The sequence below is a fragment of the Fusibacter ferrireducens genome (assembly GCF_015352425.1).
Lineage (GTDB): Bacteria > Bacillota > Clostridia > Peptostreptococcales > Acidaminobacteraceae > Fusibacter_A > Fusibacter_A ferrireducens.
On the sequence record NZ_JADKNH010000006.1, the window covers coordinates 92,394 to 114,299 of the forward strand.

General features: G+C 36.8%; 19 protein-coding genes and 1 riboswitch. All 19 genes read right to left on the reverse strand.

Translation table 11 applies throughout. The features are described from left to right. Window positions 1–43: 43 nt before the first annotated feature. The 19 genes from ISU02_RS10790 to ISU02_RS10880 all read right to left on the reverse strand — a co-directional run bounded on the left by ISU02_RS10790 (window position 44) and on the right by ISU02_RS10880 (window position 21,607). Window positions 44–418, reverse strand: coding sequence for a DUF1667 domain-containing protein (locus ISU02_RS10790; protein WP_194701856.1), 375 nt, complete (start codon window positions 416–418; stop codon window positions 44–46). Between the two features lie 78 nt (window positions 419–496). Beyond that, window positions 497–1,201: a radical SAM protein gene (locus ISU02_RS10795; protein ID WP_194701857.1), complete on the reverse strand. Its 705-nt coding sequence runs from the start codon at window positions 1,199–1,201 to the stop codon at window positions 497–499. A gap of 11 nt (window positions 1,202–1,212) precedes the next feature. Then, entirely contained in the window at window positions 1,213–3,471 is a 2,259-nt protein-coding gene (gene pflB, locus ISU02_RS10800; protein ID WP_194701858.1) for a formate C-acetyltransferase, read from the reverse strand. Window positions 3,472–3,555: 84 nt separating this feature from the next. After that, a riboswitch (ZMP/ZTP riboswitch) is annotated at window positions 3,556–3,643 on the reverse strand. 33 nt (window positions 3,644–3,676) lie between these two features. After that, window positions 3,677–5,644, reverse strand: coding sequence for a transketolase (gene tkt / locus ISU02_RS10805; RefSeq protein ID WP_194701859.1), 1,968 nt, complete (start codon window positions 5,642–5,644; stop codon window positions 3,677–3,679). Between the two features lie 196 nt (window positions 5,645–5,840). Further along, complete coding sequence (hfq, locus tag ISU02_RS10810) at window positions 5,841–6,062, reverse strand: RNA chaperone Hfq (protein ID WP_194701860.1); 222 nt, start codon at window positions 6,060–6,062, stop codon at window positions 5,841–5,843. 26 nt (window positions 6,063–6,088) lie between these two features. Further along, window positions 6,089–7,006: a tRNA (adenosine(37)-N6)-dimethylallyltransferase MiaA gene (gene miaA, locus ISU02_RS10815; RefSeq protein ID WP_194701861.1), complete on the reverse strand. Its 918-nt coding sequence runs from the start codon at window positions 7,004–7,006 to the stop codon at window positions 6,089–6,091. 132 nt (window positions 7,007–7,138) lie between these two features. Beyond that, the gene (gene mutL, locus ISU02_RS10820) at window positions 7,139–9,346 is read right to left on the reverse strand and encodes a DNA mismatch repair endonuclease MutL (protein ID WP_194701862.1); all 2,208 of its coding nucleotides are present in this window, start codon (window positions 9,344–9,346) and stop codon (window positions 7,139–7,141) included. 4 nt (window positions 9,347–9,350) lie between these two features. After that, window positions 9,351–12,038 carry a DNA mismatch repair protein MutS gene (gene mutS, locus ISU02_RS10825; protein ID WP_228727792.1) on the reverse strand — a complete coding sequence of 896 codons (2,688 nt, stop codon included), beginning with the start codon at window positions 12,036–12,038 and terminating at the stop codon, window positions 9,351–9,353. A gap of 49 nt (window positions 12,039–12,087) precedes the next feature. After that, complete coding sequence (gene miaB, locus ISU02_RS10830; protein ID WP_194701863.1) at window positions 12,088–13,533, reverse strand: tRNA (N6-isopentenyl adenosine(37)-C2)-methylthiotransferase MiaB; 1,446 nt, start codon at window positions 13,531–13,533, stop codon at window positions 12,088–12,090. A 288-nt stretch (window positions 13,534–13,821) separates the two neighbouring features. Beyond that, window positions 13,822–14,544, reverse strand: a complete 723-nt coding sequence (locus ISU02_RS10835; RefSeq protein ID WP_194701864.1) for a hypothetical protein — start codon at window positions 14,542–14,544, stop codon at window positions 13,822–13,824. 11 nt (window positions 14,545–14,555) lie between these two features. Next, window positions 14,556–15,473, reverse strand: a complete 918-nt coding sequence (locus ISU02_RS10840; RefSeq protein WP_194701865.1) for a hypothetical protein — start codon at window positions 15,471–15,473, stop codon at window positions 14,556–14,558. A gap of 617 nt (window positions 15,474–16,090) precedes the next feature. Further along, a complete protein-coding gene (locus tag ISU02_RS10845; RefSeq protein WP_194701866.1) occupies window positions 16,091–16,813 on the reverse strand; it encodes a hypothetical protein in 723 nt (240 codons plus the stop codon). 143 nt (window positions 16,814–16,956) lie between these two features. Continuing rightward, window positions 16,957–17,271, reverse strand: a complete 315-nt coding sequence (locus tag ISU02_RS10850; protein WP_194701867.1) for a hypothetical protein — start codon at window positions 17,269–17,271, stop codon at window positions 16,957–16,959. 1 nt (window position 17,272) lies between these two features. Then, window positions 17,273–18,070: a peptidoglycan recognition protein family protein gene (locus ISU02_RS10855; RefSeq protein ID WP_194701868.1), complete on the reverse strand. Its 798-nt coding sequence runs from the start codon at window positions 18,068–18,070 to the stop codon at window positions 17,273–17,275. Window positions 18,071–18,085: 15 nt separating this feature from the next. Next, window positions 18,086–18,388, reverse strand: coding sequence for a hypothetical protein (locus tag ISU02_RS10860; RefSeq protein ID WP_194701869.1), 303 nt, complete (start codon window positions 18,386–18,388; stop codon window positions 18,086–18,088). Window positions 18,389–18,397: 9 nt separating this feature from the next. Next, window positions 18,398–18,748: a putative ABC transporter permease gene (locus tag ISU02_RS10865; RefSeq protein WP_194701870.1), complete on the reverse strand. Its 351-nt coding sequence runs from the start codon at window positions 18,746–18,748 to the stop codon at window positions 18,398–18,400. Next, entirely contained in the window at window positions 18,732–19,289 is a 558-nt protein-coding gene (locus ISU02_RS10870; RefSeq protein ID WP_194701871.1) for a DUF4376 domain-containing protein, read from the reverse strand. The genes ISU02_RS10865 and ISU02_RS10870 overlap by 17 nt, the downstream gene beginning before the upstream one ends. A 3-nt stretch (window positions 19,290–19,292) precedes the next feature. Further along, window positions 19,293–21,443 carry a hypothetical protein gene (locus ISU02_RS10875; protein WP_194701872.1) on the reverse strand — a complete coding sequence of 717 codons (2,151 nt, stop codon included), beginning with the start codon at window positions 21,441–21,443 and terminating at the stop codon, window positions 19,293–19,295. Continuing rightward, the gene (locus tag ISU02_RS10880) at window positions 21,440–21,607 is read right to left on the reverse strand and encodes a hypothetical protein (RefSeq protein ID WP_194701873.1); all 168 of its coding nucleotides are present in this window, start codon (window positions 21,605–21,607) and stop codon (window positions 21,440–21,442) included. Before ISU02_RS10880 ends, ISU02_RS10875 begins: the two co-directional genes overlap by 4 nt. Between the last annotated feature and the right edge of the window lie 299 nt (window positions 21,608–21,906).

Sequence of the window (21,906 nt, forward strand, 5' to 3'; positions counted from 1 at the left end):
CAAAAGACATTTCTTAAAAATAAATTAGAGCATAGATTATAAATTAGAACATGGATTTTGTTGCAACTATATTTACACCTGTGTTGAGTATATTTTCAACAATTATTTCTCCTGACTTTACAGGCAATTCGATTTCAAGCGTTTTTATAACATTCATAGCATCGGCCACGATTGTCTTTGGAATCGGGCCATCTGAGTTAACTGGGAGCCTTTCCACTTGAACACCTCTTAGTCGAACACTTGTGGGTAACATACATTGTTGATCAAACTTATAGTTTTTTATGTATTCATACCCACGGCTACATCTGCTGCCGTATACGTTCTTAATCTGATCACCCCACTTGGAGTATTCAATAGACATATTACAGTGAACTGGGCACAAATTACAAACCAACTCTTTCACGTTAGAATCATTCATAGCTAATCTCCTTATGATATTTGTCTTGGAATCAGCCAAAACATTGACTATGAATATAATATCCACTTTCTAACAGTTTTAAACATTTTTTTTGATACTATCTTGCAATTTTACAAGTGTTTTTTGATTCAAGGAAACGACATCCATAAAGGGCGAGTTTGCCTTCCATTTGCCCATGCCGCTGCTTTGAAACGCAAGGAGTTCAATTTTATCTCTATAGGGTGATTTCGTGATGCTATCAAGCGCCAACACTTGCCTTTCTTGATCGTTATAGTTGGGCACAATAACTTGCCTAATCCAATGCGGCTTTTGGATTGCCTGAATATATTCTAGAAATTCGAGCGTTTGAGCAAGATTGCCACCAGTCAAATCAGCATACGCCTTTGGCTCAGTATGTTTGACATCTAAAATAACCAAATCTACAATTTCTAGCAGGGCCTTTATAGTTGGACTGAGCATACAGCCAGATGTATCCAGTGCTATGTGAATACCTTCAGCTTTCAGTCTTTTGCATAAAGGTATTAAACTTTCGGATTGTACAAGAGGTTCTCCCCCTGAAAAGGTCACACCTCCTCCATTTTTAAAATAAGGTTTCATCTTCATAATCAAACTGAATAGGACATCATGATCCATCCAGTTTTCAGTTTGATCCTGCCAGGATTCAGGATTGTGGCAGTAATGACATCTCAGGGGGCACCCCTTTAAAAAAATGACGGTCCTTATGCCAGGACCGTCTAAAGTGCCCATGCTTTCTATGTGAAAAACATTAAGCGCATATTTCATTTTTCTACTCCTTATAATGCTGTGTGGAAAGTTCTGTTGATGACTTCTAGCTGTTGTTCTCGACTCAATCTGTGAAAATGAACCGCATATCCTGAAACTCGAATGGTCAAGTTCGGATACTTATTGGGAGACGCCATCGCCTCTATCAATTTGTTGCGATCCAACACGTTAACATTGAGATGATGCGCCTTTTGATAAAAGTAGCCGTCCAGTACTGTTACCAAATTTGATTTTTGAACTTCCATATCTGCACCTAAAGAAGAAGGTGTTATGGAAAAAGTACATGATATACCATCTCTACAGGCGTCATAAGGAATCTTAGCAACTGAGTTTAATGAAGCCAGTGCCCCATTGAGATCTCTATTGTGCATTGGATTCGCTCCCGGTGCAAAGGGTTCCCCGCTTTTTCTGCCATCTGGTGTACTGCCTGTCTTTTTTCCATAGACCACATTCGAGGTTATGGTCAAAACAGACAAACTGTGTGTGGCATTTCTGTAAGTAGGATGCTTTCTCAATTTTTCTATAAAGTTTTCAGTAAGTTTCACTGCAATGGCGTCCACGCGATCATCATCATTACCATAGCAGGGAAATGACCCCTCTGTAATAAAGTCTTCAATAAAACCACGTGCATTTAAAACAGGTTTCACTTTGGCATATTTTATAGCTGAAAGTGAGTCTGCTGCCACAGAGAGCCCTGCGATACCAAAGGCCATAAAGCGATGTACCTCTGTATCATGAAGTGCCATTTGCGTCTTTTCGTAAGCATATTTGTCGTGCATGAAATGGATAATATTAAGGGTATTTACATACTTTTCACAGATCCAATCCAAATAACGATCATATCTTTCCCACACTTTATCAAAATCTAAAACCTCATCATCCATAACGGTGTCTTGAGGCCCTATAAGTTCGAAATTCTTTTCATCATGACCCCCATTAAGTGCCATGAGTAGCGTTTTAGCCAAGTTACATCTGGCGCCAAAAAATTGCATCTCTTTTCCAAGCTTCATAGCAGATACACAACAGGCAATACCATAGTCATCACCATAAACAGGTTTCATGATATCATCGTTCTCATATTGAATGGCATCTGTTAAAATACTGATTTTTGCACAATACTTTTTAAAGGCTTCTGGTAATTTTTCAGACCACAAAACAGTCATATTGGGTTCAGGTGCTGGCCCTAAGTTCGTAAGTGTGTGTAAAAATCTAAAAGAGTTTTTAGTCACAAGCGGCTTTCCCTCTACACTGATGCCACCAATCGCCTCTGTGATCCAAAGCGGATCTCCAGCAAAAAGCTGATTGTAGTCAGGAGTTCTAAGCTGTCTTGCCAATCTCAATTTGATGACAAAATCATCCATGATCTCTTGAATCTGAATTTCTGAATAGATGCCCTCTTTTAAATCTCTTTCAGCATAAATATCTATGAAGGAACTCACCCTGCCAAGTGACATTGCAGCACCATTTTGCTCTTTTATTGAAGCAAGATAGCCATAATAGATCCACTGAACAGCTTCTCTTGTATTTTTTGCAGGCTTTCTGATATCATCTCCATATGCTTTTGCCATTTCGATCATTTTGTTTAGAAAATCGATTTGTTTATAGAGTTCTTCCACTTGTCTAATATTTTCTTCCAGCATTGGCTTTTGAGCATAACACGCTTTATCCGCTTTTTTCTGCTCTATTAAGTAGTCCATCCCATAAAGTGCAATTCTTCTATAGTCCCCAATAATGCGCCCACGTCCATAGGCGTCAGGAAGACCAGTAATCACACCGCTTCTTCTGAGTGTTTTCATTTCATCAGTATAAACTCGAAAGACACCTTCATTATGTGTGGTCTTGTAGTCAAATTGTGCCAAGACTTCTTCTGAAAGACGCTTACCATAGGCTTCACAGGCTTGAGTTGCCATGCGAATACCACCAAATGGATTGACGCCTCTTTTTAGGGGTTCATCTGTTTGAAGTCCTACTATGATCTCATCTTCCTTTTGAATATAACCAGGTTCATAGCTTAAAAGAGAGGAAACGTGATCCACGTCTATATCTAAAACCCCATCACGGCTCGCTTCTAATTCTAGAAGCGCCTCAACTTTCTCAAATAAATTTTGCGTACGTGGGGTACACCCTTCTAAAAAGCTTTCATCCCCAGTATATGGCGTGATGTTGCTTAGAATAAAATTTCTGACATCTACCTCACATGTCCAATTGCCATCTGTAAATCCTCTGTGCTCATCTCTAAACTTGCCTTGATCTGTTTTAGTACTTATCATGGATTAGCGCTCCTTTTTATTATAAACTTACCAAGGCCACGTCTTTGACATTTTTTGTATATAAAAAAGCCGACGTGCCTAGGCTGTAAGCGCCCAGGCGGTCGGCTAATGATTTTAGATACTCTCAATCCCTCGTGGTTTTCCACTGACTCCGCCAGTCTTGAGATACTCAAATTATAATAGATTTAAAAAGATCTGTAAAGGTCTATTTAGAAATTAATGCTTTTGCACGGTTAGCTACATTTTCAGCGGTAAATCCAAATGCTTCAAACAAAATGTTGCCAGGTGCAGATAAGCCGAAATCATCTCTTCCGATGACGTCGCAAGCATATTTATGCCATCCAAATGTGGTTGCCGCTTCAACAGCAAGCTTTGGAACACCTTTAACAAGTACTTCTTTTTTATATGCGTCAGATTGAGCATCAAATACTTCTTGGCATGGCATGGAAACAACTCTTGCATCGATGCCTTCTGCTTTGAGTAATGCTTGCGCTTCAACACATAAAGACACTTCAGAACCAGTAGCGATTAGGATTACAGCTGGTTTCTCAGCTTCTTTAGAAACCACATAAGCACCTTTAAGCGCCTCTTTAGAAGACCCCTCAAGTGCAGGTAAGTTTTGTCTAGATAAGACTAGAGCTGTTGGTGTTTTTGTGCTCTTCATCGCCATGTACCAAGCTGCACTAACTTCTCTTGCATCAGCAGGTCTGATGACATTTAAGTTAGGAATAGATCTGAGCATAGCAAGTTGCTCGATTGGTTGATGTGTCGGACCGTCTTCACCAACACCAATACTATCATGTGTCAGAATATAAGTTACAGGAAGGCCCATTAAAGCTGCCAAACGAATTGCAGGCTTCATGTAATCTGAGAATACAAAGAAAGTCGCCGCATATGATTTTAAGCCGCCATGTGCCTGGATACCATTACAAATAGCAGTCATCACATGCTCTCTAACGCCAAAGTGTAAGTTTGACCCTGCATAATTTGTTGCAAAGAAGCTTTCTCTCTTTTTCATATCTGAATTATTGGATGGTGATAAATCTGCAGAGCCACCAAATAAGTTAGGAATTCTGTCCGCTAAGTTGTTAAGCACTTTACCAGATGAACTTCTTGATGCAACCGTTTCATTATATGACCAGAACTCTTCTGATTCTAAGTAAGCATCTGGCGTCGCGCCGCTCATCCACAATTCGTATTCGCTTGCTAGCTCTGGAAACTCTTTTTTATAGTTTTCAAAAAGTGTATTCCATGAAGCTTCAGATTTAGAGAGTTCTTTTGTAAGTGCGTCCATATGAGCAGTTACCTCTGCAGGCACTTCAAATGGGTTTTCACATGGCCAGTTGAGGAATGATTTCATTTCCGAAACCCCATCGTTACCAAGTGGTGAACCATGTACCTTATGAGAGCCTTGCTTAGAAGGACAACCGTAACCAATAATTGTTTTCACGATAATAATAGATGGTTTTTCAGTCTCTGCTTTAGCATCTTTAATTGCTTTTTCGATAGCCGCTGTATCGTTGCCATCTTCCACAGTAAGTACTTGCCAATGCATTGCTTCAAAACGCTTTGCAACGTCTTCTGTAAAGGCGATATCCGTACTACCTTCGATTGAAATTTTATTAGAGTCATACATGAGTACGAGTTTACCAAGCTTTAATGTACCCGCAAGTGATGCCGCTTCGTAAGAAATCCCTTCCATTAAACACCCATCACCTGAAATTGCAAAGGTGTGATGGTCCACGACATTGTAACCAGGCTTGTTGAATTTTGCAGCAAGATGTGCTTCTGCCATTGCAAATCCAACTGCATTTGCGATCCCTTGCCCCAAAGGACCTGTTGAAATTTCAACGCCAGTTGTGTGGCCAAACTCTGGGTGACCTGGTGTCAAGCTATTGAACTGTCTGAAATTTTTAAGTTCATCCATAGAAAGTCCATAGTTGAATAAATGTAATAAAGAATACATGAGCATGGACCCATGACCAGCAGATAAAACAAATCTGTCCCTGTTATGCCAATGCGGATTGCTAGGGCTGTGTTTTAATGCCTTTGCCCATAAAGTGTATGCCATCGGTGCCGCGCCAAGAGGTAGTCCTGGGTGACCAGAATTTGCCGCTTGAATTGCCTCAGCTGACAAAACTCTTATTGCATTAATCGTCATATTTTCTACCATAATTAAACCAACCTTTCTTATGTTCTTATCATAAACATTATATAGTGTAACCCCTTTAATAACAATAAAAGAGTTTTAAAATTGTCATTTGTTTATAAAACTTTTATTTGCGATAATAAGGACGGTTTTAAATCAACAAGCGCTTTCACGCCTATTTATTTAGAACCGTCCCTTTTACGCTTTATTTCATGAGACTTTACGCTTGAAAATTAACTGCTTTTGCTGGAATTATAGTCGAAATGGCGTGTTTGTAGATCATCTGCTGTTTGCCTTCACTGTCTAAGACAATCGTGTAACTGTCAAAGCCTCTGACTAATCCCCGTATCTGATAACCACTGATTAAAAAGATAGTAATGTGAGTCTGGTCTTTTCTACATTGATTCAAAAAGACATCTTGCAAGTTAATGGCACTTTTCATAAATCCCCCTCCTTCTATTCTATAATTTATATGGTTGATAGAATCGTCTTTACAACCGCCTCTTTTGATGAGAATGTCTCTAGATCTATCCATTGAATTTCCTCATAACGCTTAAACCACGTCATTTGCCTCTTGGCATATCTTCGGGAATTTTGTTTCAATAGAGAGATCATGGCATCTAAGTCGTAAAGACCATTTAAATATGCGAGAACTTCTTTGTATCCTATACCCTGCATTGATTGAAAACTATCATCTAATCCAGATTTTTTTAACTTTTCTACTTCCTCTATTAAACCGGCCTCAAGCATAAGATCAACACGTCTATTGATTCGATCATATAGCTTGGATCGCTCTCTTGTCAACCCAATTAGAACCACTTCATACGCCTTGGTCCTGACGGGGTCCAAAGTAAAGTCGCCCACGTTCTTTCCAGTTACTTTGTTGATTTCTAACGCTCTGATGACACGCCTGATATTATTAGGATGTATTTTTTCAGAGGCTTGAAGATCAACTTGTTTTAATAAATCGTGTACTGCGTTGTTGCCTTCAAGCTCGGCTTTGCTTTCAAGTGATTGACGATACGTTTCATCCGATGCATTTTCACCAAAGTGCATTTCATAGAGCAACGCATTCACATAGAGTCCAGTTCCGCCTGTAATCACAGGTATTTTGCCCTGGGCATGCAGTTTGGAAATAACAGCCTGAGCATCTTGTCTGTACTCACTGACAGAGTAATTCTGATCGGGTTCAACAAAATCGATTAGATGATGTTTAACCCCTTGCATTTCATCTATTGTGGGCTTAGCTGAACCGATATCCAACCGCTTATAAATTTGTACCGAATCACATGAAATAATTTCAGTATCAAGTGCTTTCGCCACATCAATTGAGATATCCGTTTTGCCAACGGCTGTTGGTCCCACTATCACCAATATTTTTTTCATGGTTTCTCCTTGATTTTATATGAGATAAAGCATATGATAGCCCATTTACGTGAAACTGACTTCTGACGCTCTAACCCATACTTATATCATATATTTTTAATGTAAAAACTTCAACCTTGTGTCTGTTACTTTTTAAAGAATGCGTTTAAATTTTTTTTCGATCTCCGATTTACTAAAGCTGATGATGATCGGTCTGCCATGTGGACAGGTATAAGGTTCATTGAGGGTTTTTAATTGCTCGAGTAAAGAGTCAATTTCTATACTTGAAAGTTTGTCATATGCTTTTACTGCGCTTTTGCAAGCTTTACTCATGAGCTTTTCAAGTACCAAGTCGTCCATCTTATGAGACAAACCGTCCATGATTTCCAATAATATCGCCTTGGCGGTTTCAATGTTAAATAAGTTTGGTATTGCCCTGATGATCACACTCTTATCTCCAAATAGTGAAACTTCATATCCCAATCGATTGAAATAAGCTTGATGCTCATTGAACTCATGTATGCCCAAATGATCCAATTCTAGGATTTCAGGCAACAACAATCCCTGAGAGAACATATCCCCCTTTTTATATGCCGCCACAAAACGCTCATAAAGAATTTTTTCATGCGCCGCATGTTGATCAATTAAATAGAGTTGATTCTCCTTCTCATAGAGCAAGTAGGCGTTGATAAACGTGCCAATGTAGTTAAGGCCATCATAAATGGAATCCGCCTCTATGGGTTTATCAAAAAAACTGATTTCGTCCGAAAATTCAATGAGCGGTTCTAGAGAAACCTTTGAAAAATCCACTTTTGGGGGTGCTTTATAGACATGCTCGTGCGTCGCCTCTTTTGAAATAAAGTTTTTGGGCAGATTGCTGTCTTGTCCTTTTTCAAAAGATGCTTTTTCATAATGAGCGCCTTTTCGGTATGGATACTGCTCATCAGCCAGAACAGTGGCATGGTCATGCCTTCGAACGCTGGACTGATCAGGTTCTTGATCCGTAGAATATTTTAAATTACTCGGAAGATCTTTTCCAGATTGAACCGCTGACTGATCTTGCACTCTTGTTTCAGCTTGAATCACTCCCTCATCTTGAACTTTTATTTCAGTTTGAGCACCCACTTGATCTTGGATCGCCGCTTTGTCTTGGATCATTGATTGATCTTGGATTATCGTTTGATCTTGAATTATCGTTTGATCTTGAATCGCCACTTGATCTTGGATTGCTATTTTATTTTGAGTCTCTACTCGATCTTGAGGCTTTGCGTCCTGTTGAACAAGGGGCTTTTCAATGGCATTCTGTACGCCATGAACCTGCGGCTTCAAACTCACTTCTGGTATTTGATTTTGAAGATTGAAGGCCTTTTTAAGTGCCGTATAGATAAATTGCTTTAAAACGCCATCATCATGGAACTTAATTTCCGTCTTAGCAGGATGTATGTTGACGTCAATCTTATCTGGATCAATTTCAAGAAACAAGAAACAGACAGGATATCTGTTGTGCATCAAGTACGGCTTATACGCTAAATTTATAGCGTCTTTGATCACATCACTCTTGACATATCGCCCGTTTACAAAGATAATCTGTTGCTGCTTCGTACCCTTAGTATAATCAAAAGTAGAGATATACCCCCTGAGCTTTAAGAAATCAAACGCATCTTTGATTTCAAACAAATGCTTGATCAGTGTACGGTCATAAATTGAAAAAATGGTGTTTTCAAGTTTTTCGTCTCCCGGTGTCCTAAACACCATTTGATCATCTGTAGAGTATTTAAAGGCAATCTCTGGATGAGACAGGGCCAAATGCCCCATGATCTCAGAAATATGTTTGGTTTCGACAGAATCGCTTTTTAAGAATTTTAACCGTGCTGGCGTATTGTAAAATAAATCTCTCACCACAATACTCGTACCACGTTTGGCACCCATTTCGCTCTTGTTTTTAATGGCACCGCCAGAGGCTTCTATTTTAACACCATAGTCATCATTTTCTTGCATGGTGATCACTTCAACATTTGCTACTGCACAGATACTTGCAAGTGCCTCGCCTCTAAACCCAAGTGATATTGTTTTATAGAGGTCGTCTATTTTTCGAATTTTACTCGTGGCATGACGTTCAAACATCAAATCCACATCATCACGGTGTATGCCACAGCCATTGTCTACAACTCTTATGAGTTTTTTACCGCCTTTTTTGACGTCCACTATGATTTCCGTGGCGCCAGCATCCACTGCATTCTCAACCAATTCCTTGACCACCATTGCAGGTTTCTCGACAACTTCTCCTGCTGCAATTTTGCTGGATGTGATTTCATCCAGTCTCAATATTCGATTTCTATGCATTGAAAACGCTTCATTCATCTAATCACTTCCCATTTTTAAACTGACTGACGATTTGATACAGTGTATTCATGGACTCTATAGGCGTCAGTTGTTCAACATCTATATTTTCAAGGTATTTAAATAAGCTCTCATCGATTGTATAAGCACTTCTCGCGGCATTTAATGCCTCCATCTGTTGCCCTCTTGCGTCATCACTTGGAGCATCACCTAGCGTCTCATTTGGAACATTTTTAGAATCCGTTGTTTTGTCTTCGGCATTTAAATTGTGAATGTTGTTGTTGATGTCGTTAACTTCTAATTTTGCCAAAATCTCTTTTGCGCGCTCAATCACAGGATTGGGCACACCGGCAAGTTTTGCCACTTGTATCCCATAACTCTGATTGGCGCCACCGCGTTCAATTTTTCTGAGGAATAAAATGTCATCTTTGGATTCTTTAACGGATATTCTGAAGTTGCAAACTCCATGTAACTTACCCTCTAACTCCGTGAGTTCATGATAGTGCGTGGCAAAGAGCGCCTTCGTCTTAAGCTTTGAAATATACTCCACCACACTCCACGCAATGCTAAGGCCGTCATAGGTACTGGTCCCTCTGCCAATCTCATCGAGTATGATCAATGCCCTAGGCGATGCATTATTGAGTATATTGGCAAGCTCATTCATCTCCACCATGAAAGTACTCTGACCTTGTGAGAGATCATCCGACGCACCTACTCTTGTGAAAATACGATCCACAATGCCAATCTCTGCTCTATCAGCTGGTACAAAACAACCGATTTGAGCCATCAATGTGATCAGTGCAACCTGCCTTAAATAAGTGGATTTACCAGCCATATTTGGACCTGTAATAATGTAAAACTGATGCGCATCTTGATCGAGCAACGTATCATTTGGAATGAACAACTCGTCATTAAAAATGCGCTCTATCACAGGATGACGCCCATTTTTAATGTTAATTACTTGCTTTTTAGACATCTTAGGCATCACATAGCCATAACGATAGCTGACCTCTGCAAAGGATACAAGGGCATCTAAAGATGCCACTGCATATGCCGTCTTCTGAATGCGTTCGATCTCAACCATAATTTCCTGCTTAAGTGCACTGAAAAGCTCACTTTCAAGTCTCCCAATCTTCTCCTCAGCATGTAAAACGGTTTCTTCGATTTTTTTGAGTTCAGGTGTAATATATCGTTCAGCATTTGCAAGGGTTTGTTTTCTAATGTAATGTTCTGGCGCAAGCTTTGCACTGCCCTTTGAAATTTCAATATAGTAGCCAAAGACCTTGTTAAATCCAATTTTCAAGGTCTTGATGCCCGTCTTTTCTTTTTCCTTATTTTCAATATCCAGAATCCATTGTTTCCCATTGAGTACTGCATCTCTGAGGTTTTCAAGTTCTGTATTATACGTCGTTTTAATGACACCACCATCTTTTAGGGTATAAGGCGGTTCTTCCACAATGGCATCCTCAATCAACTGATATACGTCTTCAAGACTATCGATATCATCATAAATCGTCTTGAGAAGGCCTTCTTCCATCATTTCCAGTCTGGTTTTTATCTCTGGTATGACAAAAAGTGAATTTTTAAGCGCCACGAGGTCTCTAGGATTAATATTGCCATAGACGAGTTTACTGGTTAAGCGCTCAAGATCATAAATTTGTTTCATATATTCTCGCAAATCACTTCTGAGCAACAAATCTTCCACCAAAACCGCAACGGTTTGATGCCTCTTTTTAATGGCTTCAATCTGAATTAAGGGCTCTTCAATCCACGCCTTTAACTTTCTTGCACCCATAGCGGTTGCCGTCTTGTCTAAAACCCAGAGCAAAGAGCCTTTTTTCTCTTTACTGCGCATGGTTTCCACCAGTTCAAGATTACGACGCGTGTATTTATCTAAAATCATAAAATTAGAATCGTGATAGATTTCAATTTTATGAAGATGACTTAAAGGTGTTTTTGCCGTTTCTTCGATGTAAGAGAGCAATGCCCCTGTGGCAGATAACGCAACAGGAAAATCATTCAGCCCAATACTCTCCACTGAAAAAACTTTAAAGATTCTTGAAATAACCTTATGTGCATTTTCATCTCCAAATGCATGTGCATAGTAAGGTGATAAAATCATGTCCTGATCGATCAATGACTGCTCAAGTGCTTTATCAATACCTGTCTGTGAATTAGTAATAATTTCGCTGGGGTCAATTTTTATAATTTCATCAATAAGGCGTTCTACTTCTAAAATCTCTGTGGTCTTAAACGTCCCTGTGGTGATATCACAGTAGGCAAGTCCAAACTTTTGCTCGTTCATTGAAATGGCAGCAATATAATTGTTTTCTGTGGCATCCAGCATGTCCGGATCAATGACAGTTCCAGGGGTTATCACCCTTATGACTTCTCTCTTGACAATGCCCTTGGCAAGTGCAGGATCTTCCACTTGTTCACAGATGGCAACTTTAAAACCCTTTTCAATCAGCTTTTTGAGATAGCCCTCCATAGCATGATATGGAATGCCACAGAGTGGCGCGCGTTCTTCAAGGCCACAATTTCTACCCGTTAAAGTAATTTCAAGTGCTTTAGATGCAACCACTGCATCATCAAAGAACATTTCATAAAAATCGCCTAATCGATAGAATAAAATGTAGTCTTCGTACTGTTCTTTTATTTCAAAGTATTGACGCATCATTGGCGTCAATTTGTCCTTATTGATTTTGCTCATATGTTGCGGCCCCCTAATTATGTTCTTGCTTCTCTATCTAATTGATTTATCATCTGACGACTTCAACAAGCTCGCCAAATATCGAAAATTTCTTTGGTTGAGTGGCTTTAACTTTTACAAGTTTACCTGTAAGTGATAAATCGCCTTCAAAATTAACTGTAACATGCTGACGCGTTCTACCCATTAAAATTTGATCAGACGATTTAGAAGCCCCTTCCACCAAGACTTCCAGTATTTCATCCTGATGGCTTTGAATCTTTTCGTTGACCATTGGATTAAACATTGCCAGAAGCTCTGTCATGCGTTGATGTTTTTCTGCTTCATCAATTTGTGGCTCTATCAATGCCGCAGGTGTCCCTGTACGCTTTGAATAAATATAGGTAAATGCCGAATCGAACTGGACCTCTTTCATTAATGAGAGCGTCTCTTCAAAATCAGCTCGCGTTTCCCCAGGAAAACCAATGATCAAGTCAGTTGAAATGGACACATCAGGCATCAGTTTTCTGGCTTTATCCACAATTTCAAGATATTGTTCCCGCGTATATTTTCGATTCATGGCTTTCAATATGCGATTGCTCCCCGCCTGAATTGGCAGATGTAAATATTCGCAAACATGCTCGCATTCAGCCATGGTTTCAAGCAGTTTATCCGAAATATCCTTGGGATGTGAAGTCATAAATCGAATCCGCTCAATGCCTTTTATATCGTTTACTTTTCTCATCAAGTCAGCAAAATCCATAGGACTTTCAAGTGTTTTACCATACGAGTTGACATTTTGGCCCAATAAAGTAATCTCTTTTACGCCATTATTCACAAGATCTTGTATTTCTTCAAGGATATCCTCTGGCTGTCTAGAGCGCTCTCTGCCTCTAGTGTAGGGCACAATACAATAAGCACAGAAATTATCACAGCCATACATCACGTTCACATAGGCTTTAATGTCTTTTTTTCGGTTTATGGCAAGGCCTTCCACCACATCACCTTCACTTTCCCACACTTCAACCACTTGCTTGTGAGATGAAAGTGTCTCTTCAAGAAGCGATGGAAAGTTATGCAAATTATGCGTTCCAAAGACAAGGTCCACATATTTATATTGTTTTTTTATCGCCTCAACAACATGCGGTTGCTGCATCATACAGCCACAAACTGCTAAAACCAAGTCTTTTTTGGTTTCCTTCAAATGTTTGATACGTCCTAAATTACCATACACCTTGAGTTCTGCATTCTCACGGACGCAACATGTATTAAAAATAACCAAATCCGCTTGGTCAAGTTTCTTGACCATGACATAACCCATATCTTGAATCATGGCATCCAGTTTTTCTGAGTCATGTTCGTTCATCTGACAACCGTATGTGACTATAATGGCTTTTTTCTGTTTGCCTTCTTCTCTATAAATTTGATCGTTGATCTCTCTAATATTGCGAATGATTTCATCATTTTTATTCAACAGTTCCTCTACAGAAACCATATTAAGTATTTCTCTGTTTGACATTTCAATCCTCCTAAAAATCGTTCTCTATCATTATAACAGATTTCAATTCTCAATTAAACTTTGTGGATTTTTGTTTACAAATCGCATATATTGCAAATCTCTATAAATAATACAAAGGAGGCTTCGAATAGAAACCTCCTTTGTGTAATAATAATATAAGTCCGAAGAGAGTTAGATTCGAATCCACTGACACTTCCATGTCGGGTAGATATTAACTAAATGCATCAAACCACACTGCCCTTATCGCTTTCCTCTTTAAGGAACCTATTGCATTTTAATAAAATTGCTCTATTTATAATTGTTATCTGAATAATAGTCTCTAATTTGATTAATGATTGCCTCGTCACCACTAAGTTTTGCAAACTCAACTATTTCGTTAATCATATCTTCCACTTGAATTACCTCATTATCAATTAAAATCTTTTTTAACAAATAGTCAATTTTAACTTCATTACATTTTATTCTAGTATTTGTTTCTATGTGTAATATTTCATCATACATAGTTAAATTTTTAAACATTGATACTAAATTAAAGATCAATGCAATTAAATAGAATATGATAAATGACATCACATAAAATAAAAAACAAAAAACAAAATAGAAAATAATTTCATTAACAATTGACAAATTACTACTTCCAAAAAAATAAATAATGATTAGAAGTATCATCTGTAAACCTATAACTAATGCTAAAAACTCATAGCTTGCAAAAAAACTGTCAACTGTTCTAGGACCATTAACTTCATTTATCTTATGGTATTTCTCTGAACTAAAAAGGCTTGTAATTATTGCAATACTAGTTAACGAAAAGCTAAGTAAACCAAAAAGACCACCAATCGTATATAAAATTAAATCTTGAAACACTGATAATGATGAATCATACAACTCGTAACCATCACATATTAGAATGGAAATAAATAGTACAACAACAATCGCAATACTCATTTTAACTTCCCATTCTTTTATGTTATAAATATCTTTATATTTTTTAAACTCAATTATTCTATTCATCAAGTCATCCTTTAAATTAAACTCATTAGTTCGTATAAAGTCTCAATAAAATCCGTTTTTATCATTTGTTCATCATCGATGATATTTTTCATTGGATGATTTTCTTTTGTGTTATAAACTGCACGACTGCCTATCGCAGTAACATTTACATACCCATTTTGAAAAGCTTTTTCAGCATCAATATCTTCATGAATATTATTAATTTCATCAAGTTCATCCTTTATTACTTGAGAATCGACATTTATTCCCTTAGGTGCATTTGATCTTAAAAGCAGAGATTTTGAGGTGATATTCGCTTTTTTATAACCCTCTAACATCTTACCTGCATTTTGATTTATTTTCTCTAAAAGTAGTGTGTCAGGGTTTGGTGCCTTAATGTCCACTTTTATTTCACTAATCTTTCCAATCTTCTTCAATTCATTTGTTAAATCTTCTAAATTGATTTTGTTTTTCATTAAGGATAAAGTAAAAATAACCGCTTTGTCTCTTAAAGCGTTATTAATGATCCCTTCAAATGCTCTGTTAAACTCCTGATATCCAAATCTATATGCTGTATTAAAAGCAACTCGCTCATTTTTTAAATCAAAATAGAAAGTGATTGATTCAATATTATCCACTGGCTTTGAAACAAGCGTGTTATCTTCTCTTTTTTCCTTTATAAAAATCGGAGCTTCTTTAAATATACGTCCAAAATATGCTCCGTTATATTTCTTCCCTAAATATTCAAACTCATCTAACGTAAAGACAGTTTGGCTATTATGTATTTCTCCATCCGTACCAATATAATCATTACTTTCGATATATTTCATACCTTGCTTTAAATGCTTACTTATAAGTCCTAAATACTTTTCTAATTCTTCTGGATTCTCATATACATCTAAAATATGAGAACTTAAATTTAGTTTTGAGTAATAAATGGTTACAGACATAATCCCTCCGATTTTTTTAATACTGCCCTCACTATAATGAGGTACATTTGTAATTATATCATTTTACTCTTAATGAATACAATCTTCTTCTAAATAAATGTATCAGATACACAATTTGTTTCATAACCAGCATTTAACTATAACATTGCTTGTGAATAACTTGAATCATCTGACAACCGTATGTGACAGTAAGTGTGCAAAGTTATTTCCCAGTAGTTTCATATATTTCTTGATTTTTTTGTAACATCTCATCTACATTTATAATATTGAATTCTTCCCTTTTTGACATTTCAATCCTCCTAAAAATTGTTTTTTACCATTATAACAAATTTCAATTCTCAATTAATCTTTGTGGATTTCTGTTTACAAATCTCATGAAATTTGATTATTAAAAAACTCTTAACTTTACCTTATAATTTATGATATTTTTGAGTATTCTTTTCTATCTTAAAACGTTTTAAAACCAACACTTTAATGTGTTGGTTTTGTTTTTTTGTATCCTATCTTATTTTATGAATTATACCAATATCTTTTTCAATGTAGGCAATATTATTAATAACAAATTAATATTCTATCTTAAAATTTTAAAATCTCAAATCTGTTATACACAACCCTTTCTATTTCGTATTTATCATCAAATAAAATGTTATTGATGCGGTATTTCCAGAATATTTACCTCCATTTTCAGTAACTAAAATATTTGTTGAATATGTTCTCATAATACCTGTTGAAATATCACTGTATGGCACAATTATTTGTCCACTTCCAAAATCAGATTTTGCATCATCATGCTCATACACTACAACATCAAATACAATATCCTCGCCTGTTACTGAAATTGATTTTGTACTATGTGAATAGTAGTATTCTCCATTTATAGATACCCATGCTCCCCATTCATTCCCAACTGAGGGATTATAGTCTATAGTATAGTTAAAATCGAAATTCATTTCTCCATTATTAAAAACAGTTGAAACAGCAGGCGGGTTCAAATTTTCTACGGGGCTATAATTTTGCATCGATTCAGAATACGTAGTTGTATCAGTTTCAGGAACTGTAATAAAATTTGATTCTGTAGCATCACTTTTCTGCTTAGCTTCATTCGAATTTGATAATTCAGATCTTAGTTCTGAATCCGATTTGCTCACGTTTAATTGATTTGCCAATTGACTATATGGTACATACACTTTTCCATCTATTACTTTCATATCTAGTAAAATTTTCTTTCCCTCAATCTCAGTTCTGATATTGTCATAATCTTCAACTATAGGATAAGTTGCAGAATACGACATATTGAATAGTGTTATTACCATAAATAGTGCTAAAATTTTATTTTTCATTAATTGTTCCCCCCATTTTTATTAATGGGTTCTTTATACCCAGTTACGTTTATCTATATCAAATTTAAAGTTAATAATTTGAATCACCTTCTATAATAAAAATAAAGATCGTAGTCAATTAAAATTGACTACGATCTTTATTTTTATACGCTACTATTAACTTTACCATCGTCTAGATAGTCTTTTGCCACATGATAAAGATATTTTATAATCTTTCTCATAACCTCTTTTGGTATTAGAATCCTGATCCTAATTGGCAAATACAGATAGGCTTTTTCAAGCACCCATTCTTCTTGGGCTTCCCCTGAATTGAGTACTAAATCCTTTGCCATTGACTTTGCTTTTAACATGAGCTGATAGAGGATCACTTTAAACTGCTGCCACTCTAAAAGGGCAAATAAAAAAACAGCTGCGATCACTGCAACTACAAAACGGTATTCAAATAATAATGCTTTCATACTACACCTCTTTCTTTATAATGAGTTCATTAATGATTTTCATAACACGATCTTCTGATTCTTTGATCTCTTGTCTTACTTTGATCAATGTTTTTTGAATCATGATGAAGATTGCCCATGGATCAAGCTCACCATTAATGTTAGCCAGCCAATACTTATAATCTGTGATGATCTCTTCTTCGCTGACAAATTCAAGACCTTTCAACTTCCACTCTTCTACAACATTTTTTAGTGTTTCTTTCTGTGCATCCTCAACATATGCCATAATATCTGCTTTGAAATCATCCCAAGAGTTTCGGCCGAGGATCACTCTTGGACAATACTTCCCTGACCAATCCTGATGCTTATAAATTTTAAAATGTGGATACGTTAGGATCAATGCAGCGTTGAGCATTTTGGCGTTCTCTTCTGCTTTTAAGATGTTGCCATTTTCACAGATTTCAATGGCAATAGTTTTCATATTTCCGTTTCCTTTGCCATCTCCTGCATGATATGCGACCTCGTTGATTGGTAGCACTTGCATGATTGAATCTTCATCCACAAAGAAGTGAGCTCCCACATAGGTTTCGTCTGCATTTTCTACATTCTGCATCCATTTGGCGTGCATTTCATCACTTGCTGTTGGTGCGTTGTTTCCTGTGTTGTGATTGGTGATGCCTAAGGCCGTTTTGAGATCGAGCAAAATTTGAGTTCTGACGTTATGCTTTCCGCTGGGTTTAACAATATCAGCTTTGAAATTAATCTCACCTATTTTTTGATCTTGGACGATCCCATTTACAATGGTTAGTTTCTTGATCAATTTTACACTTCCTTTCTATTTTTTAGTGCGTTCACTCACTTTAATGAGCTCGTTTTCTATGCGCTCAGCTCTTGTATCGTGTTTATCAAGCATAGTTGCTGTTCTTGTTTGGAGATCATAACTATTTTCAATACTTGATTTTAGAATCGCAAGTGATTGTGCGACGTTGTCATTTGATCTAGACATTTCATGCATGGCTTTAGTGTTGTTTTCAATGATGCCATTAAACATTTTTAGGAAGATCCAAAATAAGATTGCCAGTGCCACTACGCCTGCACCTGCGGTAATAATTTGTGTTGTTATATCTTGAATGCCCATTCAACCTCCTCATATAATTTTATCTGCCCATAATATCAATGGTGCAATTGGAAAGATCCACAATAAATAAAAGAACATACAAATATGTCCTTTATAATTAAATGGCATCTTTCGATAATCCCATATTTTATAGTCTTTGTTCCAAAGTAGTCCTGCAATAAGTTCTATTACTACCACCGTCGTTCCAATAAGCATCCATAATGCTAGAATGGGTAAATTAAACCATTCGTCATATTTTCCACATATAATAAAAGCTAATCCTCCCACTAGCCCCATTTTTCTATCTGTTGTTCCGTCCCACACTACTTCAATACCAAGATAGATTAATGCACCAAAAATGAATTTAAACAGTATATACATCGAGTATCACCTTCCTCTCTTCATTGAATTGGTCGATATTGGTTTGAATATGATTTTTCATATCGGTGCCAAGTTGAATCATTTGCGCATATTCAAACGGATAGCATTCAAGTTCTCCACTCGCCTTCCAATAGCACGCTTCTGTCGTGTGTCCTTGAATCCCAAGCATCGCTGTGATAACAAGACCTTGTATGGTGGATTGATCTGTATATTCGCAATCAAAGTGTTTAGACTCTCCCAAGCATGTTGACTCAAAGCCTGCAAGAATACGCGCATTACAGGCTTGTCTTGCTTTTTGAATAGCAGCTTCTTTTTGTGCATTAATTTCTACTTCAGTAAAAATTGTTTTCCCTTCAACGTAAGTCTGTCCATTCCATCTAGGGTGATGAAACCCACCTTCTGTGCAACGTCTTTGATACTTTGGATCAGGTATGGATACTAATGCTCCATCTTGTTCAATTTGTATTTTGGGAATTTCATCGAACTCAACGTCTCTTACGAACATTCCCAAATCATCTATTTCTGCTAAATAATATTTCATAATTTACACCTCCGCTCTGAATGAGATATTGTCCATAGAAAAATCCGCTGTTTGTCCTTTAATAATGCCTACATTACCACTTGAATAGATTCGTATAATGGCTTCTACAGAATTACTTATCGTAACGATATCTTTGTTTAAATTGGTTCTGTATCCAGTTGGTAAAGTAAATAAAGTGGTTCCAGGCGTTGTAATGCCATTCTTTATCAAACCTTTTAAATGAACTACACCAAAATCATCTTTATAATATCCTGCTGTTTCATAAGTCAATCCATAATTTACCCAGCCATTTAATAATGTTGGCGCAATCCAATCCTCTTGAATTTTGCTTGCTTTGCCATCTACCTGTAATTCTAGACTTTTAACAGCCAAAGCATTATTCGTTACTGCTTGATTGATATTTCGTGGGTATTCTATTTCTATGCTAGATGGTAAAATATCATAATCATGCGCTATGAATTCTCTTGTGCCATCTAAAAGTGCTGTTAAATTGCCCTCTACTGTTACGCCGATTTGAGGTAATTCTGATTCTGTATATGTTAATGGTTGTTGTAACCAATAATATATCTTTTTACCGACAAAATAATTATCGCATTCAGTTTGATTTGTGAATAAGCTTTCTGGAAATATTAAATAAATACTTGAACTAAAACTCAAAGAATCAAAAAAAGTATATTCGTATATAGGATCATCCCAACTAGAAATCGTATCATTAGGTCTAAAATTAGAAATTAATATGCGCAATTGAGTTACACCGCTAGGTTGTATATAAATGCCGGACAGTAAACTTCTTAAAATATACCCTCTGTCTACAGTTGTTCCTGTATCTTCCCAAACAACATCTCCTGCCTTTAAAGTATAAGACTCTATGTGTTTATTAGTTAAAAATTCTCCATTTAAAATTTCGGAGCTATTATTTTTGATTCCCACTTGAGACCATTCAAATTTTTCCGGATCTGTTGCGGTTAAAGTTAGTGTTGATCCGTCAAATTGTTCGTAGGGTAATGCCGTTGAACCTTCGTTGAGCATTACTTGTTGTGTTAAAGATACCCCTCCCATTATATAAAAATTAAAAAAACCATTTTGCGATACCGTTACAGTTCCACTTGTGTTAGCTCCTATATAGAAAAAATTTAAAAAACTTAAATTTGAATCATATAAAACACCCCATTTATCACCTGTAGCCGGTAGATTAGATATTTTATAAATTCCTACATTAATTGGAATTGGATTTTTATTTCTAATATTTACAGAAGATGTCACAGGAAGTCCATTCGTCGATGAATAACTTCCAAATTCCATTATATTGTCAAATTTATTTATACCTCTACATAAAACACTACATCTTTGAGTAGAGTGCAAACCCTCAAAGTATTCCTCGACAACCGAATTCATTTGATCTGCTGTGTAAGATTCGTATGGTGTTCCTGTGATAGGGATTGTGAAAACACCTGCGTTTCCGTCGACTTCCATAACTTTACCATTAGCAGTTGCGGCATCTGCGTAGCTGTGATAAACACGTAATTGTTCGCCTCCACTAACAATAATTTCATATGAGTAGAATCCAAATAAGGTGTACCATGTATTCTCAACAGGATTTGATACCGATGCTATAGTTCCACTATCACCCATTCTAAATAAAAGTAGAGTGCAATTTGAATTGGTAACTCTGACTCTTATTCTAAAAAATTTATTGTCCGAATTTTTTAGTTCGTCACCAAACAAATACCTAGCTTGTCCTTCTGCTACAGTGCCATTACAGGTCACAGACAATATGTTATTTGATGCAGATAAAACTGCGCTTGGGCTAGTCCACCCAGCCGTCCCATCACCAAAATCACCATTCTTCACTGCATTATACAGCGTCCCCCCACCAAACTTAGCAAGTTGTGATACACCTTTAAAACTGTCTTCTGCTGTAACAGATATTGCATCTTGATTTATCGTCGCAACACCAAAATCTGGCGTATCAATCTTATTCTCAATCACAGCAGTCCTATCCTCTACACTGGTTAATTCAGTGTCTAAAGTTTTAACCGCTTCATCTACTTTATCCCAGTTGTCATTTAATGCCGTTTCTATATTAAAGGTCTGCTGATTATCTGTTGTGCGTTCATATTTAAATAAATTTAAAAACTGTGTTAATTTACTCATCTTCTCACCTCTCTAAATGTGGCATTATCAATAATCTGTGCTTGTACTGTTTCAGCAATCATTGAATCGTTATCTCTTGCCATGCAAGATCTATAGAAGCATCGTTTTGGCAAGTGTGCTGGCTTGGCCCTTTCTAAAGCCCTCTTCAAATTTAATTTTTTCATCTGTTAAGTCCTCCAATCGCTTTTTTAAGCATAAAATAAACCACCCTTTTTATTTACAACAGGTGGTTCAACTTCGCTGTGGATATTTGTTCATATTTGCTTTTATTAAAATGTGATTCTTTAACGCTCACTTCAGGCGTTTCTAAAGGTCAATTATTCGTCCTCTTTCTAATTCACGTCTTCAGATAGAAATTCTAGGCCTATATTTGTAACTTCATCATTTAAGACATTTTAAGTTCAAGACATTTTAAATTCAAAACATTCAAATCAAATGACGGCTCATAATCCCCCTCCTTTCC